The organism is Stenotrophomonas acidaminiphila (genome assembly GCF_001431595.1).
Lineage (GTDB): Bacteria > Pseudomonadota > Gammaproteobacteria > Xanthomonadales > Xanthomonadaceae > Stenotrophomonas > Stenotrophomonas acidaminiphila.
Genome location: NZ_LDJO01000038.1, coordinates 1 through 19,844 on the forward strand (window position 1 = coordinate 1; position 19,844 = coordinate 19,844).

Genomic DNA, 19,844 nt, shown 5'->3' on the forward strand with positions numbered 1-19,844 from the left:
CCGCCCGGGCGCGCGCCCGGGCGGGAGGGGGCGCTGCGCCGGGCGCGGACGCCACGCATATCCTGCGGCCGCGGCCATGACGAAGGTGTCGCCACGCCGCGGTCGGGGCGCGGGCCCTGGCCGGCGGCGGGCTGGAAAGCGGACGGCCGCATCGCTGCGGCCGTCCCGGTGCTGCTTACTTCAGTGCCTTGAACCGCAGGCGCTTGGGACCGGCGTCGTCGCCGAGGCGGCGCTTCTTGTCCTCCTCGTACTCGCGGTAGTTGCCCTGGAAGAACTCCACGTGCGAGTCGCCCTCGAAGGCGATGATGTGGGTGGCGATGCGGTCCAGGAACCAGCGGTCGTGCGAGATGACGAACGTGTTGCCCGGGAACTCCAGCAGCGCGTCTTCCAGCGCGCGCAGGGTTTCGATGTCCAGGTCGTTGGACGGTTCGTCGAGCAGCAGCACGTTGCCGCCCTGCAGCAGGGTCTTGGCCATGTGCAGGCGGCCACGCTCACCACCGGACAGCGAACCGACCATCTTCTGCTGGTCCTGGCCCTTGAAGTTGAAGCGGCCGATGTAGGCGCGCGACTGGATCTCGACGCCGTTGATGTTGAGGATGTCCAGGCCGCCGGAGATTTCCTGGAAGACGTTGTGGTTGCCTTCCAGCTTCTCGCGGCTCTGGTCCACGTAGGACAGTTTCACGGTCGGGCCGATCACGATCTCGCCCGAGTCCGGCTTCTCCTGCCCGGTGATCATCTTGAACAGGGTCGACTTGCCGGCGCCGTTGGGGCCGATGATGCCGACGATGGCGCCCGGCGGGATGATCATCGACAGGTTGTCGATCAGCAGGCGGTCGCCGAACTTCTTGGACACGTTCCTGAACTCCATCACCGAGTTGCCCAGGCGCTCGCCCGGCGGGATGAAGATCTCGTTGGTCTCGTTGCGCTTCTGGTAGTCGACCGACTGCAGTTCTTCCAGGCGGGCCAGGCGCGCCTTGCCCTTGGAACGGCCGCCCTTGGCGTTCTGCCGCGACCATTCCAGCTCCTTGGCGATCGCCTTCTGGCGGGCCTTTTCCTGGTTCTCTTCCTGCTTGAGCCGCTCTTCCTTCTGCTCCAGCCACTGGGTGTAGTTGCCCTTCCACGGGATGCCGCGGCCGCGGTCCAGCTCCAGGATCCACTCGGCGGCGTTGTCCAGGAAGTAGCGGTCGTGGGTGACCGCCACCACGGTGCCGGTGTAGCGGTGCAGGAACTGCTCCAGCCATTCCACCGACTCGGCGTCCAGGTGGTTGGTCGGTTCGTCGAGCAGCAGCATGTCCGGCTTCTGCAGCAGCAGGCGGCACAGCGCGACGCGGCGCTTCTCGCCGCCGGACAGCTTGCCGATCACCGCGTCCCACGGCGGCAGGCGCAGCGCATCGGCGGCCACGTCCAGCTGGTGTTCGACGGTGTGCGCGTCACCGGCGGCCAGGATCGCCTCCAGGCGCTCCTGCTCCTTGGCCAGCGCGTCGAAATCGGCGCCTTCCTCGGCATAGGCGGCGTAAACCGCTTCCAGCGCGGCCTGCGCCTGCAGCACGTCGCCCACGCCTTCTTCCACGGCCTGGCGCACGGTGTGCTCCGGGTTCAACTCCGGTTCCTGGGCCAGGTAGCCGACCTTGATGCCGGGTTGCGGGCGGGCCTCGCCCTCGAAATCGGTGTCCACGCCGGCCATGATCTTCAGCACGGTGGACTTGCCGGCGCCGTTCAGGCCCAACAGGCCGATCTTGGCGCCCGGGAAGAACGACAGCGAGATGTCCTTGATGATCTGCCGCTTGGGCGGGACCACCTTGCTGACGCGGTTCATGGTGTAGATGTATTGCGAGGACATGACGTCTCCGTAGCGCACGCCCGCGCCCGGTCCGCAAGGCGGACGAGCCCGAGGCAAAAGGGAATGGGCGATTATAGCGGGAAGCCGCCCCGCACCGGCGGTCGCGGCATGGCTGGCCGATTGATGAATGGCGCTGTCGGTAACCGTTTCCAGCCGGAAGCCGTTCAGATCGCGTGAGCATGATGGGATGCGTCCATCAACACCGCGAGGGCCACCATGAAGATGCACCGACTTGCAGTCGCCGCGATGACCACCCTGCTGGCCTTCGGCGCCACGGCCCCGGCCTTCGCCGCCGGCGATCGCGACCACGATCGCGGCCGCCACGGCTGGGACGACCGTGGCCGCGGCCACGGCCACGGCCATGACCGCCGTGACGACCGCCGTGACCGTCGCGACTGGCGCGACGACCGCCGCCATTACAACGCCGGCTACCGCGAGGGCTACCGCGACGCCCGCCACAACGACCGCCGCTACTACGCCCCGCCGCCGCGCGTGGTCTACCGTCCCTACGGGTTCGAGCGCGGCTACCGCTACAACAACTACTACGGCGGCCCGGTCTACGTGGTCAACGACTACGACCGCTACCACCTGCGCCGGCCGCCGCACGGCCACCGCTGGATCCGCGACGACCGCGGCAACATGCTGATGGTGGCCATCGCCACCGGCATCATCGCCGACATCGTGTTCAACCACTGAGGCGGCTGCGGTCGCGTGGCGGCAGGGCGCCCCCGGGGCGCCCTTGCCTTTTCTGGCGCGGCGCGGGCGGCGGCCGGTGCGGGGCCGGGGAAGCGCTACAATCGGCATTCTCCCCGCCCACCCTCCCAGGAGCCGAGATGTTCCCGCGTGACGCCCGTATCGAGTCCTACGACCCCGAGTTGGCCAAGGCCATCGCCGCCGAATGCCAGCGCCAGGAAGACCATGTCGAGCTGATCGCCAGCGAGAACTACGCCAGCCCGATGGTGATGGAGGCCCAGGGCAGCCAGCTGACCAACAAGTACGCCGAGGGTTACCCGGGCAAGCGTTACTACGGCGGCTGCGAGTACGTGGACATCGCCGAGAAGCTGGCCATCGACCGCCTCAAGCAGCTGTTCGGCGCCGATTACGCCAACGTCCAGCCGCACAGCGGCTCGCAGGCCAACCAGGCCGTGTACTTCGCGCTGCTGCAGCCGGGCGACACCATCCTGGGCATGAGCCTGGCCCATGGCGGCCACCTGACCCACGGCGCCAAGGTCAACGCTTCGGGCAAGCTGTTCAATGCCGTCCAGTACGGCGTGAACGAGCAGGGCCTGATCGATTACGACGAAGTCGAGCGGCTGGCGCTGGAGCACAAGCCGAAGATGGTCGTGGCCGGGTTCTCGGCCTATTCGCAGATCGTCGACTGGGCGCGCTTCCGCGCCATCGCCGACAAGGTCGGCGCCTACCTGTTCGTGGACATGGCGCACGTGGCCGGCCTGGTCGCTGCCGGCGTCTACCCGAACCCGATCGAGCACGCCCACGTGGTCACCTCGACCACCCACAAGACCCTGCGCGGCCCGCGCGGCGGCATCATCATCGCCAAGGGCGCCGGCGAGGAGATCGAGAAGAAGCTGCAGTCGATCGTGTTCCCGGGCATCCAGGGCGGCCCGCTGATGCACGTCATCGCGGCCAAGGCGGTGGCCTTCAAGGAAGCGCTGGAGCCGGGGTTCAAGGCCTACCAGGAGCAGGTGGTCAGGAACGCGCAGGCGATGGCCGACACGCTGATCTCGCGCGGCTACAAGATCGTCTCCGGCGGCACCCGCAACCACCTGATGCTGGTGGACATGATCGGCAAGGACGTGTCCGGCAAGGACGCGGAAGCCGCGCTGGGCAAGGCCCACATCACCGTCAACAAGAACTCGGTGCCGAACGACCCGCGTTCGCCGTTCGTGACCTCGGGCCTGCGCCTGGGCACCCCGGCCATCACCACCCGCGGCTACAAGGAGCCGGACTGCGTGGCGCTGGCCAACTGGATCGCCGACGTGCTGGACAACCCGAACGACGACAACGTCATCGCCGGCGTGCGCGAGAACGTCACCCTGCAGTGCCGGAAGTTCCCGGTTTACGGCTGATCCGGCGCCGCCGCCGGCAGCCCCGGTGGCGGCCTTGCCATGCGTCCGCCACCGCAGCGGTGGCCTCGCCCCGGGCCGGGCAGTCTTGCTCCGTCCCGGGGTTTGCTGTATCTGCCTTGTAGTGAAGGGATGCCGCAGCCGCGGCGCCTGATGTCCAAGGCGAGATAGATGCACTGCCCGTTCTGCCAGCACACCGATACCCGCGTGATCGATTCGCGCGTTTCCGAGGATGGCGCGACCATCCGCCGCCGGCGCGGCTGCGAAGCCTGCGGCGAGCGTTTCTCCACGCTGGAAACCATCGAGCTCAAGCTGCCGGTCATCGTCAAGAGCGATGGCGGGCGCGAGGCGTTCGATGCGCGCAAGCTGCGGGTCGGCTTCGACCGCGCGCTGCAGAAGCGGCCGGTGGCGGAGGAGCGGATCGAGGCGGCGGTGCGCGCGGTGGTCCACCAGCTGCGCATGAGCGGCGAGCGCGAGGTGCCGTCGATCCGCGTCGGCGAGTTCGTGATGGACGAGCTGCGCAAGCTCGACCACGTGGGCTACGTGCGCTTCGCCTCGGTGTACCGCAGTTTCGAGGACGTGGCCGATTTCCGCGACGAGATCGAGAAGCTCGAGCGCGACCACCCGGCCGGCGACGAGCAGTTGTCGCTGCTGGATGCCGCCACCGCCGCACGCCGCGAGCGCAAGGCATCGCGCTGACGCCGGTGCGCATCGTCGGTCTGCAGGCGCGGCCCGGGTGGCTGCCGGCATTGGCGCGGGCGCATGTGCAGGCCTTCGGCACGCTGCTGCCGGCGTGGACCGTCGAGCAGGCCGAGGCCGAGCTGCGCATGCAGCGCGATGACACCATTCCCTGTACCTGGGTGGCCGAGGACGACACCGGCTGGCTGGGCTCGGTGAGCCTGCTGCATGACGACCACGAGCAGATCCGTGGCTGGTCGCCGTGGCTGGCGTCGCTGTACGTGCGGCCCACGGCGCGGGGCCGCGGTGTCGGCGCACGGCTGGTCCGGCACTGCGTGGCGCATGCCGCGCAGCTGGGCGTGCCGCGCCTGTATCTTTACTGCGAGGCGGCGATGGTGCCGTGGTACCGCGCGCTGGGCTGGGCGCCGCACACCCGGCTGCAGCTCGGGCCGCTGGCCGTCACCGTGATGCAGATCGATCCGGCGCCGCCCTGAGGCGGTACGCCACCTGTTTCCGATGAGGTTTTCCATGCATGAGTTCACCGCCACCGACCACCAGCTGATGGCGCGCGCACTGCGCCTGGCCGAACGCGGGGCGTGGACCACCCGGCCCAACCCGATGGTCGGCTGCGTCATCGCCCATGGCGGGGAGGTCGTGGGCGAAGGCTTCCACCAGCGTGCCGGCGGCCCGCATGCCGAAGTGTTCGCGCTGCGCCAGGCCGGCGCGCGCGCGCGCGGTGCCACCGCCTACGTCACCCTGGAGCCGTGCGCGCACTACGGGCGCACGCCGCCGTGTGCGCTGGCGCTGATCGAGGCGGGGGTGGCGCGGGTGGTGGCGGCCATGGGCGATCCGTTCCCGGATGTCGATGGCGGTGGCTTCGCGCTGCTGCGCCAGGCCGGGATCGAGGTGGAGGTGGGGCTGATGGCGGACCGCGCGCGCGCGCTCAACCGCGGCTTCCTGTCGCGCATCGAGCGCGGCCGGCCGTTGGTACGGGTCAAGCTGGCGGCCAGCCTGGACGGGCGCACCGCCATGGCCAGCGGCGAATCGAAGTGGATCACCGGTGAGGCCGCACGCGCCGACGTGCAGCGCTGGCGTGCCCGCGCCGGCGCGATCCTGACCGGGGCCGCGACGGTGCTGGCCGACGACCCGGCACTGACCGCGCGCCCGGAGGCCGGCGATTTCCTGCCGCCGCTGCGGGTGGTGCTCGATGCGCGGCTGCGCACGCTGGCCTGCGCACGGGTGCGCGAAGGCGATGCGGCCACGCTGTACCTGCACGATCCGGCGCTGGCCGCGCCGGTGCTGCAGGGTGCGGAATTCGCCGCCGCGCCGCTGCTGGCCGATGGCCGCTTCGACCTGGCCGCGGTGATGGCGCTGCTGGCTGCCCGCGGCATCAACGAAGTCCATGTCGAGGCCGGCCCGACCCTGTGCGGGGCGCTGCTGCGCGCCGGCCTGGTCGACGAGCTGCTGCTGTACATGGCGCCGCTGCTGATGGGCGAGGGCGCCCGCCCGCTGCTGGCCGGGCTGGGGATCGGGCGCATGGCGCAGGCCTGGCCGCTGGATGTGGCGGACCTGCGCATGGTCGGCGGGGACCTGCGCCTGCTGCTGCGCCCGGACCCGCGCTGACGCCCGCTGCTGCAACACTGCCATCCATCTGCCGGACAGGTCCGCCGCGGACGGACTGGTACAATGCGCCGGCCGGTTAGCCGGCAACCACGAACGTCTTCAGGGCGGGGTGTAATTCCCCACCGGCGGTAGGTACGCGGTTCCCCGAGGGGAGCGCGCACGAGCCCGCGAGCGCCGAGGCCGGCGCGCGAATCATTCGCCGGAACCCGCGCGCTGGCGTGCGGGTTCCACGGCCAAGGGTCAGCAGATCCGGTCCGATGCCGGAGCCGACGGTTGGCGACGCCGCGAATGCGGTGCCGCCTAGAGTCCGGATGAAAGAAGACGGCCCGCGCGCGGCCCCGCCGTGCGTGCGCCTGTATGCCTTGCGGCGTTTTTCGCTCTCCAACCGCGGGAAACGTTCATGAAAACCCTCTCCATTCCCCATCCGTACTCCCGGCCGCTGGCCATGGGGGTGCGCTGATGTTCACCGGCATCATCGAAGGCGTCGGCCGCCTGGCCGCGCACGAGCCCGTTGACGGCGACGTCCGCTTCACCTTCGAGGTCGGCAGCCTGCCGTTCGAGCAGGTGCGGCTGGGCGAAAGCATCGCGGTCAATGGCGTGTGCCTGACCGTGATCGCGTTCGACGCCAGCTCGTTCCAGGCCGATGCCTCCACCGAGACCCTGGGCCTGACCACGCTCGGCCGGCTGGCCCCCGGCGCGGCGTTGAACCTGGAGCGCGCCATGCGCCCGAGCGACCGCCTCGGCGGCCACCTGGTCAGCGGCCACGTCGATGGCATCGGCACGGTGCTGTCGATCCATGACGACGCCCGCGCCCAGCGCTGGCGCTTCGCCGCGCCCGCGCCGCTGCTCAGGTACATCGCGAAGAAGGGCTCGATCTGCGTCGACGGCGTCAGCCTCACCGTCAACGAAGCCGACGACGCCGGTTTCGAGGTGGCGCTGATCCCGCACACCGTCGCCCATACCCGTTTTGCCCATACCGGCGTCGGCGACGCCGTCAATCTGGAAATCGACCTGTTGGCGCGCTATGTCGAGCGCCTGCTGGGCCAAGGAGCCGCCGCATGAACTTCGCCCCCGTTCCCGAACTGCTGGAAGAGATCCGCGCCGGCCGCATGGTGGTGATCGTCGACGACGAGGACCGCGAGAACGAAGGCGACCTGATCATGGCCGCCGAGCTGGTCAAGCCGTCGGACATCAACTTCATGGTCACCCACGGCCGCGGCCTGGTGTGCCTGCCGCTGACCCGCGAGCGCGCCGGCCAGCTCGGGCTGGCGCCGATGGTGCGCGCCAACACCGCGCAGTTCCAGACCAACTTCACGGTCAGCATCGAGGCCGCCGAGGGCGTGACCACCGGCATCTCCGCCGCCGACCGCGCCCACACCATCCGCACCGCGGTCAGGCCCGGTGCCCGGCCCTCGGACCTGCACCAGCCCGGCCACATCTTCCCGCTGATCGCACAGCCCGGCGGCGTGCTGACCCGCGCCGGCCACACCGAGGCCGGGGTCGACCTGGCGATGCTGGCCGGGCTGGAGCCGGCCGGCGTGCTGGTGGAGATCCTCAACCCCGACGGCACCATGGCGCGGCGTCCCGAGCTGGAGGTGTTCGCGCGCGAGCACGGGCTGAAGATGGGTTCCATCGCCGACCTGATCGCCTACCGCCTGGCCACCGAACACACCGTCGAGCGCGTGGACGAGCGCGAGATCGACACCGAGTTCGGCGCCTTCACGCTGGTCACCTACCGCGACCGCATCGCCCACGACCTGCATTTCGCGCTGGTCAAGGGCCAGCCGCACAAGGACACCCCGACCCTGGTGCGGGTCCAGGTCGAGAACCCGCTGGCCGACCTGCTGCACTGGCGTCGCGACGATTTCGGCGTGGCCGCCACCGATGCGCTGCGCGCCATCGCCAGCGAAGGCCAGGGGGTGATGGTGGTGCTGTCGGCCCCGCGCGATTCCGACGCGCTGCTGGCACGCCTGCGGCGCGAGCCGGAAGTGCGCCCGGCCGGCAAGGACAAGGACGTGGGCCAGTGGCGCCGCAACGGTGCCGGCGCGCAGATCCTGGCCGACCTGGGCCTGGGCAGGCTGCGCGTGCTCGGTACCCCGCGCCGGCAGATCGGCCTGGCCGGCTACGGCCTGGAGATCGTCGAGACCCTGCAGCCCTGAGCCTGCACGCGGGTGCGGGGCCGGCCCCATGCCCGCTGCGGCCGCGTGCGGTGCGGGGCAAGCCACGCACCTACACGGTAAACTGACCCACCTTTTGGATCGCACCGCCCCATGAGCCACTACGAAGGCGACCTCCGCCCGGCCGGAACGGCCCGTTTCGTCATCATCGCCAGCCGCTGGAACGCGCGCATCACCGACGTGCTGGTGGCCGGCGCGCGGCAGAGCCTGGCCGGAAACGGCATCGGTGAGGACGCCATCGACGTGGTGCGCGTGCCCGGCGCCTGGGAGATCCCGCTGGTCGCCACCCGCCTGGCCGCCGCCGGCCGGCATGCGGCCATCATCACCCTGGGCTGCGTGATCCGCGGCGACACCCGCCACTACGAGCACGTGGCTGACCGCTGCGCCGAGGGCCTGATGCGCGCGCAGCTGGATTTTGGCGTGCCGGTGCTCAATGGCGTGCTGGCGGTCGAACGGGTGGAGGATGCCGAGGCCCGCGCCGGCGGCAGCCACGGCAACAAGGGCGAGGAAGCCGCGTTGGCGGCGTTGGAAATGGTCAATCTTCTGGAGCAGCTGCCATGAGCAACAAGAACCACGGCAAGCCTGCCGGCAAGCCCTTCCGCCGCGACGGCGTCGACCCGGTGCTGCGTTCGCGCGCGCGCCGCCGCGCGCTGCAGGCGATCTACGCGTGGCAGATTTCCGGCGGCAACGCCGAGTCGCTGCTGGCCCAGTTCGCCCACGAGCAGGCGCACGAAGTGGCCGACCTGGCCTACTTCGAGAACCTGCTGCGCGGGGTGCTCGACCATCGCCGCGAGCTGGACGAGGCGCTGGTGCCGTTCCTCGACCGCCCGGTCGAAGAGGTCGACGCGATCGAGCGCGCGGTGCTGCGCGTGGCCACCTACGAACTGCGCCACCGCGTCGACGTGCCGTACCGGGTGGTGATCAACGAGGCCATCGAAACCGCCAAGCGTTTCGGTTCCGAGCATGGCCACACCTACGTCAATGGCGTGCTCGACCGCGCCGCCGTGGAATGGCGCAAGGTCGAATCGGGCCAGTGACGCCGCTGCCGGTGCCTGGGTGCGCCGGCCGCTTCCAGCACGACGCCGGGGCCGGCAGCATCGGCGCCGGCGTTTTCGTTCCAGGAATGCCTGCCCATGAGCCTTGACGAGTTCGCCCTGATCGAACGCATCGCGCGCCGCACCCGGGCGCGTGCCGACATCGTGCTGGGCATCGGCGACGACGCGGCGCTGCTGCAGCCGGCGCCGGGGCAGCAGCTGGCGGTCACCGCCGACACCCTCAATGCCGGCGTGCACTTCCCGGCCGAGAGCGCCCCGGCCGACATCGGCTGGAAGGCCCTGGCGGCCAATCTGTCCGACCTGGCGGCGATGGGGGCCGTGCCGGCCTGGTGCACGCTGTCGCTGTCCCTGCCGCAGGCCGAGGGCGACTGGCTGGATGCCTTCGCCGACGGGCTGTTCGCACTGGCAGACGCCAGCGGCATCGCCGTGGTCGGCGGCGATACCACGCGCGGGCCCCTGTCGATCTCGATCACCGCGATCGGGCGGGTGCCGGCCGCGCAGGCGCTGCGCCGCGACGGCGCCCGGGTGGGCGACGACATCTGGGTCAGCGGTCATCCCGGCGAGGCCGCCGGCGCCCTGCGGCTGTGGCAGCAGGGCCGGCTGGACGTACGCGGCGTGGTGGCCGATGCCGCCCACGAACGCCTGCGCCAGCGTCTGCAGCGGCCGATGCCGCGGCTGTCGCTGGGGCTGGCGCTGCGCACCTGCGCGCATGCGGCCGCCGATGTGTCCGATGGCCTGCTCGCCGACCTGGGCCACATCGCGTCGCGCAGCGGCGTGGCCGCGGTGCTGCAGGCCGACGCGGTGCCGCTGTCGGCCGCGCTGCGTACCGCGCTCGGCGATGCCGCCGCCCTGGACTGCGCCCTGCGCGGCGGCGACGACTACGAACTGTGCTTCACCGCCGCGCCGGAACGGCGCCAGGCGGTGCAGGCCCTGACAGCGGATCTCGCGCTGCCGCTGGCGCGCATCGGCGTGATCGCCGAAGGCCGCGGCGTGCACTGCGAAGGCGATGCCGGCGCGGGTCGCAGCGGCTACCGCCACTTCGCGGAGTAGGGCGGCGGCTGGCGCATCCCGGGCGCGCCCGGTTGCCGGTGCCGGCACGCCCCCGCGGCACGCGAAGGCGGCGTGTGGCCGCGCCGCGGGCCATCCGCCCGGTGGCTTCCAATCCTGCGCACGACACCTGCCGGGGCCCGGTACCTGCGCCACGCGGTGGCGCCGTCAGCGATGCGCGGCTTCGGCATCGGGCAGCACCTTGCCCGGATTGAGGATGTCGTCCGGGTCCAGCGCCCGCTTGATCGCGCGCATCGCCGCCAGCGTGGCCGGGGTGAAGGCCTGCGCCATGAACCCGCGCTTGGCCAGGCCGATGCCGTGTTCGCCGGACAGGGTGCCGCCCAGCGCCAGCGCCAGCGCGAACACTTCCGGCAGTGCCGCATGCGCGCGCGCGTTCTGCCCGGCGTCGTCGGGGTGGTAGAGGATGTTGACGTGCAGGTTGCCGTTGCCGGCATGGCCGAAGGTGACGATGGGCAGCTCGAAACGCGCCGACAGCGCCTGCACGCCGGCCACCAGCTCGGGGATGCGCGAGACCGGCACCACCACGTCTTCGTTGATCTTGCCGGGGGCGATGCGCCTGAGCGCCGGCGACAGTGCGCGCCGCGCCGCCCACAGCTGTTCGCGCGCGCTGCCGTCCATTGCCACGTCCAGCGCCAGCAGGCCCTCGCCTTCGGCGGCCTGGGCCAGCGCGTGCAGGATGTTGGGCAGGGTGTCGTCATCGCCGTCGGCGTCGATCAGCAGCATCGCGCCGGCATCGGGCACCTGCGCGCCGTTGCCGCGCAGCAGCTCCAGGCTGCGCGCGTCCATGAATTCGAGCGTGGTCGGCGTGGCCGGCTGCGCCATCACCCGCGACACCGCCGCCGCTGCGCTGGCCGCGTCGCGGTAGAGCACGCGCAGCCCGGCCTGCGCGCGTGGTCGCGGCGCCAGCCTGAGCGTGGCTTCGACGATCAGCGCCAGCGTGCCCTCGCTGCCGACCAGCAGGTGGGTAAGGTCGTAGCCGGTGGCGTCCTTGGTCCACGGGCCGCCGCATTCGATCAGTTCGCCGGCGCCGGTCACCGCCACCAGCCCGAGCACGTTGTCGCGGGTGGTGCCGTACTTCACCGCGCGCGGGCCGCCGGCATTGGTGGCCAGGTTGCCGCCGATGCTGCAGCTCTCGAAGCTGGACGGATCCGGCGGCCAGAACAGGCCATGCGGCATCAGCGCCTGCTGCAGGTCGCCGTTCAGCACGCCCGGCTCGACCACCGCGCAGCGGTCGCCGGGGCGCAGCGCGAGGATGCGGTTCATGCGCGCGAACGACAGCACGATGCCACCTGCGACCGGCACCGCGGCGCCGGTGGTGCCGGTGCCGGCACCGCGCCCGACCAGCGGCACGCCGTGCGCGCGGCACGCCCGAACGATGGCCTGTACCTGCGCGCGGTCCTCCGGCAGCGCCACGCCCAGCGGCAGCGCGTGCCGCCAGGAGTTGTCCTGCGCGTGCGCGGCCAGGGCGGCAGGGTCGGTGCGCCAGTGCGCGCCGAGCAGGTCGGAGAGCGTCTGGTCGAATGCGGCGGGCAGGCAGGTCATGGGGTGCGGGAACCGGCAGGGGAACGGTGTGGGAGCAGGCGCCAGCCGAGCACCGCCAGGGTCAACGGCAGCCACACCCAGCGCAGCTCGGACAGCACGGTCTGCAGGCCGCGTGCGCTGAAGAAGCCATTGGCGAAGGGTGAGACCCGGATCGGCCGCCACGGGGCGAACAGGCGTGCCTCGCTCCATGGCCACCACAGCGCGACGCCGAGGCCACCGGAGGTGAACGCGTCGAGCAGCGGGTGCGACAGCGCGCAGGCGAAGACGAAGGCCGCCGCCTGCGCCGGTCCCGCGCGCAGCGGCCGGTGCAGGGCCAGGGCCAGCGCCGCCAGCACGGCCGAGAACAGCAGCGAATGGCTGGCACCGCGATGGCCGAAGGCATCGGCGTAGGGGACGTGCAGGGCGAAGCCCAGCACGTCGGCGTCGGGCAGCACCGCGGCGGCGACGCCGGCGGCAAGCAGCCGCGTGGACACGCGCCCGCGCGCGCTGGCGCACCACAGGGCCAGCGGCACGGCGGCATGGGTGAAGACGCTGGGCATCAGCCGTCGTCGGCGCGGAAGGCGTCGCGCAGCCAGTGCAGCTGCGGCGGTTCGCCGCTGGCTTCGACCACGTCGAAGCGGCACGGCGCCTGGGCATGGGCCGGGTGCGCGCCCAGGTACAGCTGTGCGGCCAGCAGCAGGCGCCGGCGCTTGCTGGCATCCACCGACGCGGCGCCACCGCCGAACGCGCGGCTGCGGCGGTAGCGCACTTCCACGAAGACGAGGCCGCCGCTGGCCGGGTCCGCCATCACCAGGTCGAGTTCGCCACCGCGGTAGCGGACGTTGCCCGCAAGCCAGCGCAGGCCGGCCCGCTCCAGGTGGCGGCGCGCGGCGGCTTCCACCGCGGCGCCGCGTGCGGCCTGGTCAGCGGCCATCACCGATCGGCACCGGCTGGCCGGCGCTGAAGGTGGACCACGCCGGGGTGCGCAGCACGTTGCCGAAGCCGTCCAGGTGCAGGGTGCCGGTGGCGCCGGCCAGGCCGCCCTGGGTGCTGTTGGCCAGCTTTTCCAGGTAGGCGGAGATCTTCCAGGCATCGAAACCGAAGGCGAACAGGCGCGCGGCGGCACCGCGCGCGGTCGGCAGGGTGGCGGCCAGTTCGGCGGCTGCCGGCAGCCCCGGCGCACCGCGCACGGCCCATGCCTCGCTCGGGAAGGCGATGCCGTCCAGCGCCATGTCCTCGTCGGCCTTGCCGGTGCCCGACACCAGCTGCGAGGTGCCCACTCGCGTAGCCCCGCCGATGCCGGCCAGCGCCAGCTGCGGCGCCAATACCCGCGCCTGCGAGCCCTTGACCGCCAGGAACACCGCATCGACCGTGCCGGCCTGGCGCAGGCGCGCGCCGATGTCGCCGGGGGCGTCGCCGACGGTGAGGCTGGCGACGACCTTGCCGCCGCGCTCGGCGAAGCGCTCGCCGAAGGCGGCGGTGGCGCGGCGGCCGTTGTCGTCGTTGCTGCCGATCACCAGCACCTTGCCGCGCTCGCGGGCCAGCAGGTACTCGGCGGCCATGATGCCGTCGTCCTCCGGTGCCAGCGAGAAGCCGGCGCTGCCCGCCGGCGGCGTGTCCTTGCCGCGGTTGAGCGCGAGCAGCAGCACCTGCAGCTGCGCGCGACCGAACAGCGCGTCGACCTCGTCGCGGCCCAGCGGCCCGACCACGAAATCGGCGCCGCCGGCCACGGCCTTGTCGTAGGCGGCGATGGCGCCGGCCGGGGTGCCGCGGGTGTCGATGAAATCGACCTGCGGGCGGCGGCGGTACTCGCCGTAGTAACCGGCCAGCAGGCCATCGCGCACCGGCGCGGCGGCAGTGGCCAGGGTGCCGGACAGCGGCAGCAGCACCGCCATCTTCAGCGGCGGGCGATAGCCGTCGGTGTCGGCCGGCGGGCGCTTGCTGGTGTCCAGCTGCCACGCGGCATCGCGCTCGAACGGCCGCGGCAGCGGCAGGCCGCGGCCGATCAGCGCGCGGCCGGCATGGTTGTACAGCGGGTCACCGGCCGGCAGCGCGGCGCTGCGGCTGGCCAGGGTGGCATCGTCCAGTCCTGCCAGCAGGCGGGTGATGGCGCGCTGGTTGTCGGTGCGCGCAGCGCCGGCCAGCAGCACGCCGGCGCGGGCGCGGGCACCGGCCGCGGCGAAGGCATCGCCATTGGCTTCCAGCGCCTGGCCGCGGGCCAGGTGCCAGCGCGCCTGCTGGGTGGCCGCGAGCAGGTCCGGCTGCTGCGTGCCCAGCGCCTGCAGCACGGCGGCCGGCTGCTTGTCGGCCAGGGCCAGTTCCGCGACGAGCAGGGCATGGCGCTGGCGGCTGGCGCCGCTCAGCTGGCGCGCCTGCACCTGCGGCAGCAGCATGCGCGCGCGCGCATCGTCGTTGGCTTCGTGCCAGGCGAACGCGGCATCGGCCAGCAACTGCGACCTGGCGGCGCCGCGGACCAGCGCGGCTTCGGCTTCCAGCTGCTGCGCGGCTTCGCGCGGTTTGCCCTGTTCGAGCAGGGCGATGGCGGCCTGCTGCCCCGGCGAGGTGGTCGGTGCCGGGCCGGTGGTGGCGCAGGCGGCCAACAGCAGCAGCGACAGGGACAGGGCGGTGATCCGTGCGGCGGGCTTGTTCATTCGGGGTCCGTTCAACGGCACGCGGCGGCGCCGGGTGGGTGACACGGTAGGATTCTACCCTTGCCCATGGAAAAGCCGATGATGCCCGCTGCCCCCGCCACCCTGTACGTTGTCGCCACGCCGATCGGCAACCTTGCCGACCTGAGTCCGCGCGCGCAGGAGGTGCTGCGGTCGGTGGCCGCGATCTGCGCCGAGGACACGCGCCATACCGGGCAGCTGCTGTCGCACTTCGGCATCAGCCGGCCGCTGGTGGCGCTGCACGACCACAACGAGGAAGCGATGGCCGAGCGCGTGGTGGCGCGCCTGCTCGGCGGCGAATCGATGGCGGTGGTGAGCGACGCCGGCACCCCGCTGGTCAGCGACCCCGGCTTCCGGCTGGTGCGCGCGGCGCGTGCGGCCGGGGTGAAGGTCAGCCCGGTGCCCGGCGCGTGTGCGGCGATCGCGGCGTTGAGCGTGGCCGGCCTGCCCAGCGACCGGTTCGTGTTCGAGGGTTTCCTGCCGGCCAAGGCCGCGGCCCGGCGCGAGCGCCTGCAGCGCCTGGCCGGCGAAACCGGCACCCTGGTGTTCTACGAATCCTCGCACCGCATCGCCGAATCGCTGGCCGACATGGCCGCCGCGTTCGGCGATGAGCGCCCGGCGGTGGTCGCGCGCGAACTGACCAAGCTGTTCGAAACCGTGCTCGACGGCACCCTGGCGCAGCTGCGCGCGGCGGTCGAGGCCGACGACAACCAGCGCAAGGGCGAGTTCGTGGTGATGGTGCAGGGCGCGGCCGACGATGAAGCGGCGAAGATCGCCGAAGGCCGCCGGCTGCATGCCCGGCTCAAGGAATACCTGCCGCCGTCCACCGCGGCCAAGCTCGCCGCCGAACTGAGCGGCGCGCCGCGCAAGCTGCTGTACGGCGGTTAGCCCGGGCCCTGAAGCGGGCGGGAGCGCGGCATGGCACAGGTGAAGCGCCGCTTTCTGCGCGAGGGTGGGGCAAGCGGCCGCGGCGACGGGCGACGGGCGACGGGCGAGACGCACGCCGGAACCTGAAGTCTGTCCGGCGGACTTTCGCGGCGATGCCCGCAGCGCCGGCGCCAGCACGTACACTATGCGCGGCGGAGTCGGCCGGACAGTCGCGTCGTTCCTTCGGGAACGCCGAGGAAAGTCCGGGCTCCACAGGGCAAGGTGCCAGGTAACGCCTGGGCGGCGCGAGCCGACGGAAAGTGCAACAGAAAGATACCGCCTACGTCTCTTTCGGGAGGCCGGTAAGGGTGAAATGGTGCGGTAAGAGCGCACCGCGAGTCCGGCAACGGACCGGCACGGCAAACCCCACCTGGAGCAAGACCAAATAGGGACCTAATGGCGTGGCCCGCGTCGGGTCCGGGTAGGTTGCTCGAGCGTCACGGTGACGTGGCGCCTAGAAGAATGACTGTCCACGACAGAACCCGGCTTACAGGCCGGCTCCGCCGCTTTTCCCGCCTGCCGGGCGGGAAAAGCCCCATTGTTCCGTACCGCGGAAGCGGTACAGAACAATGGGCCCCGGGCCCTTTGCCCTCCACAACCCCGCGCCTGTCGGCGCGCCCCCTTTACTAAAGGGGGCTGTGGCTCCGGAGGCATGGCTTGCTCGCTTCGCATCGCTTCTGGCAGGCGGGGGAGCCAGCCGGTCCTTGCTGCGGCTGCGGGATTGAAACAGCGGGCTCCAGGTCTTTTGCAATCCGCCCTGTGCCTGTTGGTGCGCCTCCTTTGCTGGAGGGCGTTGTGGCTCCGGAGGCATGGCTTGCTCGCTTCGCATCGCTTCTGGCAGGCGGGAGAGTCAGCCGATCCTTGCTGCGGCTGCGCGATTGAAACAGCGGGCTGCAGGTCTTTTGCAATCCGCCCTGTGCCTGTTGGTGCGCCTCCTTTGCTGGAGGGCGTTGTGGCTCCGGCGGCATGGCTTGCCCGCTTCGCATCGCGTTTGGTGGGCGGGAGAGCCAGCCGATCCTTGCTGCGGCTGCGGGATTGAAACTGCGGGCTCCAGGTCTTTTGCAATCCGCCCTGTGCCTGTTGGTACGCCTCCTTTGCTGGAGGGCGTTGTGGCTCCGGAGGCATGGCTTGCTCGCTTCGCATCGCTTCTGGCAGGCGGGAGAGCCAGCCGATCCTTGCTGCGGCTGCGGGATTGAAACAGCGGGCTGCAGGTCTTTTGCAATCCGCCCTGTGCCTGTTGGTGCGCCTCCTTTGCTGGAGGGCGTTGTGGCTCCGGCGGCATGGCCTGCCCGCTTCGCATCCCGTCTGGTGCGTGGGTCGACAGGCGCGCTGCGGTGTGGTCAGGGCGCGATATCCACCCGGCTGTGGCCGAGGAACACGCCTTCCGGGCCGAAGCGGCGTTCGGCGATGAAGCCATGGCCGTCGTGGTCGATGGCGATCACGGTGCTGGCGCGGGTGCCGTAGTCCCGGCCGCGGATGAAGGCGGCCGAAAGCTGGCGTTCCAGTGGCAGGGCGATGCCGGTCGCCGGCAGCTCGGCGTCGTCTGGGCGCCATTCGTCGGCCAGCGCCGCCCACAGCGGGTCCAGTGGCGGGTCGTTCCGTGCCAGCCAGTCTTCCAGTGCCGCCATCAGGCGCCGCGTCTTCGGCCACGGCGCGTCGAGCGTGCCGTTGGACATGCCGTGCACGCCGGGCGCCAGGGCCTGCCGCGCCGGTGGGTGGTTGCCCAGGTAGTGGCAGCCGTCGGCGTCGGCCAGCAGCAGGTTGAACGGGGCGTAGTCGCCGGCCGAGGCCGCCAGTTGCCCGATCTGCCCGGCTGCGGAGGTGCCGGCACCGCCCAGGTAATCGGCTACCAGGGCACCGCGCGACGGTCCGCCGCTGGCCGCGCGCGGGTCGCGCACGTTGGTGATCACCGCGGCGCGGCCGCTGCCGCCGATGCCCATCCAGGTGCCACCCGAGCGCAGGTCGCGGCCGGCGACCACGTCGCCGTACGGTGGCGGCCAGCGGTCCAGCGCGGCCGCCGGGCGGGCGTGGAACTCGTCGCGGTTGCCCGCCATGAACAGGCGCCAGCGGGGGTGGGACTTCCAGGCGAGAGCGACCAGGCACATGCGGCCAGTGTGCCTTCCCGCGCGGTCAGCGGCCACGCCCACCTGAACAGCGGCCCGACCGGATCGGTGTTTTCACATGCCCTCCACACGCCTGAATTTCCTTGAAATCTCAAAATTTGAGACGAAACAGCAACTTGTGGATAAAGTTTGAACAAGTCTCTAAAGATTGGCGCAAACCCTTGATGCGAATGACGATTTTGCCCACGAAAAGTTGTTGACAAGCCTTCGGCCGCTGCTAAGGTGGTCATCCGAGGGAAAACCGGGTTTTTTGTGGTTTTCCGTGGTTCAATGACCGCCCAAGCGACATCAGGCACTGAAGGTAGAGACGGCGTGTTTCAAGGCGAGACGGCCATCACGGTTGACGACAAGGGACGCATGGCGGTGCCAACCGCCTACCGCGACCTGGTCGCGCGTGCGAGCGGCAACCGCCTGGTGCTGACCTACAACCCGTTCGAAGCCGGGTGCCTGTGGCTGTACGCCGAGCAGGAGTGGGAGCGGGTGCGCGACGACGTGATGGCCAAGCCCAACACCCAGCGCGTGGTGCGCACCCTGCAGCAGAAACTTGTCGGCTCGGCCGCCCATCTGGAACTGGATGGCAATGGCCGCATCAGCCTGCCGTCCAGCCACCGCAACGCGGTCGGCATCGAGAAGAAGGCGGTGCTGATGGGCATGGGCGACAAGTTCGAACTATGGAGCGAGCAAGCGCATCGCGCACTGATCCAGCAGACGTTGTCTGACGAGGATCTGGGCGATGGGCTGCTCGATCTGAAGTTGTGAGCCGGGGTGCCCGGGTGCGCGGTCAAGCGCAGGCCGGTCACCCTCCGGTGTCGCAGCCGCCGGCGGCTCACCTGCCGGTGCTGTACACCCAGGTCCTGCAGGGCCTGAGGGTGATCGAGGACGGTACCTATCTGGACGGCACGTTCGGCCGTGGCGGCCACGCCGGCGGCGTGCTGCGCCAGCTCGGTCCCCATGGCCGCCTGCTGGTGATGGACAAGGATCCGGAAGCCATTGCCGTGGCCGAGCGCGATTTCGCGCCGGACCCGCGCGTGGCGATCCATCGCGGCAGCTTCGCCGACCTGCTGGACTGGAGCGAGACCGCCGCCGGCCTGGACGGCGTGCTGTTCGACCTGGGCGTGTCCTCGCCGCAGCTGGACGTGGCCGAGCGCGGTTTCAGCTTCGGCAAGGACGGTCCGCTGGACATGCGCATGGACCCGGATTCGGGCGAGAGCGCAGCGCAGTGGCTCAACCGCGCCGAGGAACGCGAGATTGCCGACGTGCTGTGGACCTACGGCGAGGAGCGGCAGAGCCGCCGCATCGCCCGCGCCATCGTCCAGTACCGCACCGCCAGGCAGTCGTTTTCGCGTACCGCCGAACTGGCCGAGCTGATCGCCTCGGTGATGCCGCGCGGCAAGGACAAGATCCACCCGGCCACGCGCAGCTTCCAGGCCATCCGCATCCACATCAACCGCGAGCTGGCCGACCTCGAGGCCGGGCTGGACGCGGCGATGGCGCGGCTCAAGCCCGGTGGCCGGCTGGCGGTGATCAGCTTCCATTCGCTGGAAGACCGCATCGTCAAGCAGTTCATGAACCGCCACGCCAAGGCGCCGCCGAGCAACCGCCGGCTGCCGGAAGTGCAGGCCTTCGTGCCGACGCTGGACCTGGTCGGTGGCGCCATCAAGGCCGAGGACGACGAGCTGGCGGCCAACCCGCGTTCGCGCAGTGCGGTGCTGCGGGTGGCGGAAAAGCGCGCGCCGGCCACCGGGGGAGGCGCCGCATGAGCCGCCTGCTGCTGGTGGTGCTGCTGGCCTGCACGATCGCCTCGGCGATCGGCGTGGTGTTCATGCGCCACCGCCATCGCCAGTTGTTCGTGGAGCTGTCGCGGCTGGAACACGCGCGCGACGAACTCAACATCGAATTCGGCCGCCTGCAGCTGGAGCAGGCCACCCTGGCCCAGGCCACCCGCGTGGACCAGGAGGCGCGTGGGCGCCTGGGCATGAAGTTCCCGGAAGCCGGCGACATCGTGGTGGTGCGGCCATGACGAAGCGGCAGGACAGAGGTTTTGCACGGCGAAGCCGCCCGCAGGGCGGCGCAGGGTCG

The 19,844-nt window shown here is 71.2% G+C and carries 20 protein-coding genes and 1 other RNA gene; 15 read left to right on the plus strand and 6 right to left on the minus strand.

The window, feature by feature from the left end; translation table 11 throughout:
* Window positions 1-175: 175 nt before the first annotated feature.
* The gene (ettA, locus tag ABB33_RS12230) at window positions 176-1,840 is read right to left on the minus strand and encodes an energy-dependent translational throttle protein EttA (RefSeq protein WP_054667623.1); all 1,665 of its coding nucleotides are present in this window, start codon (window positions 1,838-1,840) and stop codon (window positions 176-178) included.
* A 216-nt stretch (window positions 1,841-2,056) separates the two neighbouring features.
* On the opposite strand from ettA, the gene ABB33_RS12235 reads away from it, so the two are divergent.
* From ABB33_RS12235 to thiL, 10 genes are all read left to right on the plus strand, one after another.
* Entirely contained in the window at window positions 2,057-2,536 is a 480-nt protein-coding gene (locus ABB33_RS12235; RefSeq protein ID WP_056932295.1) for an RcnB family protein, read from the plus strand.
* Window positions 2,537-2,673: 137 nt separating this feature from the next.
* A complete protein-coding gene (glyA, locus tag ABB33_RS12240) occupies window positions 2,674-3,927 on the plus strand; it encodes a serine hydroxymethyltransferase (protein WP_054667621.1) in 1,254 nt (417 codons plus the stop codon).
* A 168-nt stretch (window positions 3,928-4,095) separates the two neighbouring features.
* Complete coding sequence (gene nrdR / locus ABB33_RS12245) at window positions 4,096-4,623, plus strand: transcriptional regulator NrdR (protein WP_054667620.1); 528 nt, start codon at window positions 4,096-4,098, stop codon at window positions 4,621-4,623.
* On the plus strand, window positions 4,620-5,096 hold the full coding sequence (locus ABB33_RS12250; RefSeq protein ID WP_056932296.1) for a GNAT family N-acetyltransferase: 477 nt from the start codon (window positions 4,620-4,622) through the stop codon (window positions 5,094-5,096). Before nrdR ends, ABB33_RS12250 begins: the two co-directional genes overlap by 4 nt.
* Before the next feature lie 34 nt (window positions 5,097-5,130).
* Window positions 5,131-6,225, plus strand: a complete 1,095-nt coding sequence (gene ribD / locus ABB33_RS12255; RefSeq protein ID WP_152985071.1) for a bifunctional diaminohydroxyphosphoribosylaminopyrimidine deaminase/5-amino-6-(5-phosphoribosylamino)uracil reductase RibD — start codon at window positions 5,131-5,133, stop codon at window positions 6,223-6,225.
* A 459-nt stretch (window positions 6,226-6,684) separates the two neighbouring features.
* Window positions 6,685-7,287 carry a riboflavin synthase gene (locus ABB33_RS12260; protein WP_056932298.1) on the plus strand — a complete coding sequence of 201 codons (603 nt, stop codon included), beginning with the start codon at window positions 6,685-6,687 and terminating at the stop codon, window positions 7,285-7,287.
* Window positions 7,284-8,384, plus strand: a complete 1,101-nt coding sequence (gene ribB / locus ABB33_RS12265) for a 3,4-dihydroxy-2-butanone-4-phosphate synthase (RefSeq protein ID WP_054667616.1) — start codon at window positions 7,284-7,286, stop codon at window positions 8,382-8,384. The genes ABB33_RS12260 and ribB overlap by 4 nt, the downstream gene beginning before the upstream one ends.
* Before the next feature lie 111 nt (window positions 8,385-8,495).
* Entirely contained in the window at window positions 8,496-8,963 is a 468-nt protein-coding gene (gene ribH, locus ABB33_RS12270) for a 6,7-dimethyl-8-ribityllumazine synthase (RefSeq protein ID WP_056932299.1), read from the plus strand.
* Window positions 8,960-9,439 (plus strand): transcription antitermination factor NusB, encoded by a 480-nt coding sequence (nusB, locus tag ABB33_RS12275; protein WP_056932300.1) that lies wholly within the window; start codon window positions 8,960-8,962, stop codon window positions 9,437-9,439. Before ribH ends, nusB begins: the two co-directional genes overlap by 4 nt.
* 96 nt (window positions 9,440-9,535) lie before the next feature.
* Window positions 9,536-10,507: a thiamine-phosphate kinase gene (gene thiL / locus ABB33_RS12280; protein WP_056932301.1), complete on the plus strand. Its 972-nt coding sequence runs from the start codon at window positions 9,536-9,538 to the stop codon at window positions 10,505-10,507.
* Window positions 10,508-10,672: 165 nt separating this feature from the next.
* Here the strand turns inward: thiL and ABB33_RS12285 are convergent, their stop codons facing one another.
* The 4 genes from ABB33_RS12285 to ABB33_RS12300 are packed head-to-tail and all read right to left on the minus strand — an operon-like array spanning window position 10,673 to window position 14,697.
* Complete coding sequence (locus tag ABB33_RS12285) at window positions 10,673-12,067, minus strand: FAD-binding oxidoreductase (protein WP_056932302.1); 1,395 nt, start codon at window positions 12,065-12,067, stop codon at window positions 10,673-10,675.
* Window positions 12,064-12,606 (minus strand): metal-dependent hydrolase, encoded by a 543-nt coding sequence (locus ABB33_RS12290; RefSeq protein WP_056932303.1) that lies wholly within the window; start codon window positions 12,604-12,606, stop codon window positions 12,064-12,066. Before ABB33_RS12290 ends, ABB33_RS12285 begins: the two co-directional genes overlap by 4 nt.
* Complete coding sequence (locus ABB33_RS12295; protein ID WP_056932304.1) at window positions 12,606-12,980, minus strand: YraN family protein; 375 nt, start codon at window positions 12,978-12,980, stop codon at window positions 12,606-12,608. Before ABB33_RS12295 ends, ABB33_RS12290 begins: the two co-directional genes overlap by 1 nt.
* Entirely contained in the window at window positions 12,970-14,697 is a 1,728-nt protein-coding gene (locus ABB33_RS12300; RefSeq protein ID WP_056932305.1) for a penicillin-binding protein activator, read from the minus strand. The genes ABB33_RS12295 and ABB33_RS12300 overlap by 11 nt, the downstream gene beginning before the upstream one ends.
* An 81-nt stretch (window positions 14,698-14,778) precedes the next feature.
* Here ABB33_RS12300 and rsmI point away from each other — a divergent pair, with 81 nt between their 5' ends.
* Both rsmI and rnpB read left to right on the plus strand, forming a co-directional pair.
* On the plus strand, window positions 14,779-15,603 hold the full coding sequence (gene rsmI, locus ABB33_RS12305; protein WP_056932331.1) for a 16S rRNA (cytidine(1402)-2'-O)-methyltransferase: 825 nt from the start codon (window positions 14,779-14,781) through the stop codon (window positions 15,601-15,603).
* 193 nt (window positions 15,604-15,796) lie between these two features.
* Window positions 15,797-16,148, plus strand: an RNA gene (rnpB, locus tag ABB33_RS12540) — RNase P RNA component class A.
* An 834-nt stretch (window positions 16,149-16,982) separates the two neighbouring features.
* On the opposite strand, the gene ABB33_RS12310 is transcribed toward rnpB, so the two are convergent.
* A complete protein-coding gene (locus tag ABB33_RS12310) occupies window positions 16,983-17,747 on the minus strand; it encodes an NRDE family protein (protein WP_056932306.1) in 765 nt (254 codons plus the stop codon).
* 288 nt (window positions 17,748-18,035) lie between these two features.
* On the opposite strand from ABB33_RS12310, the gene mraZ reads away from it, so the two are divergent.
* The 3 genes from mraZ to ftsL are packed head-to-tail and all read left to right on the plus strand — an operon-like array spanning window position 18,036 to window position 19,785.
* On the plus strand, window positions 18,036-18,524 hold the full coding sequence (gene mraZ, locus ABB33_RS12315; protein ID WP_104939605.1) for a division/cell wall cluster transcriptional repressor MraZ: 489 nt from the start codon (window positions 18,036-18,038) through the stop codon (window positions 18,522-18,524).
* Window positions 18,525-18,538: 14 nt separating this feature from the next.
* Window positions 18,539-19,525, plus strand: coding sequence for a 16S rRNA (cytosine(1402)-N(4))-methyltransferase RsmH (rsmH, locus tag ABB33_RS12320; protein WP_056932307.1), 987 nt, complete (start codon window positions 18,539-18,541; stop codon window positions 19,523-19,525).
* Window positions 19,522-19,785: a cell division protein FtsL gene (gene ftsL, locus ABB33_RS12325; protein ID WP_054667605.1), complete on the plus strand. Its 264-nt coding sequence runs from the start codon at window positions 19,522-19,524 to the stop codon at window positions 19,783-19,785. The genes rsmH and ftsL overlap by 4 nt, the downstream gene beginning before the upstream one ends.
* Window positions 19,786-19,844 lie beyond the last annotated feature (59 nt).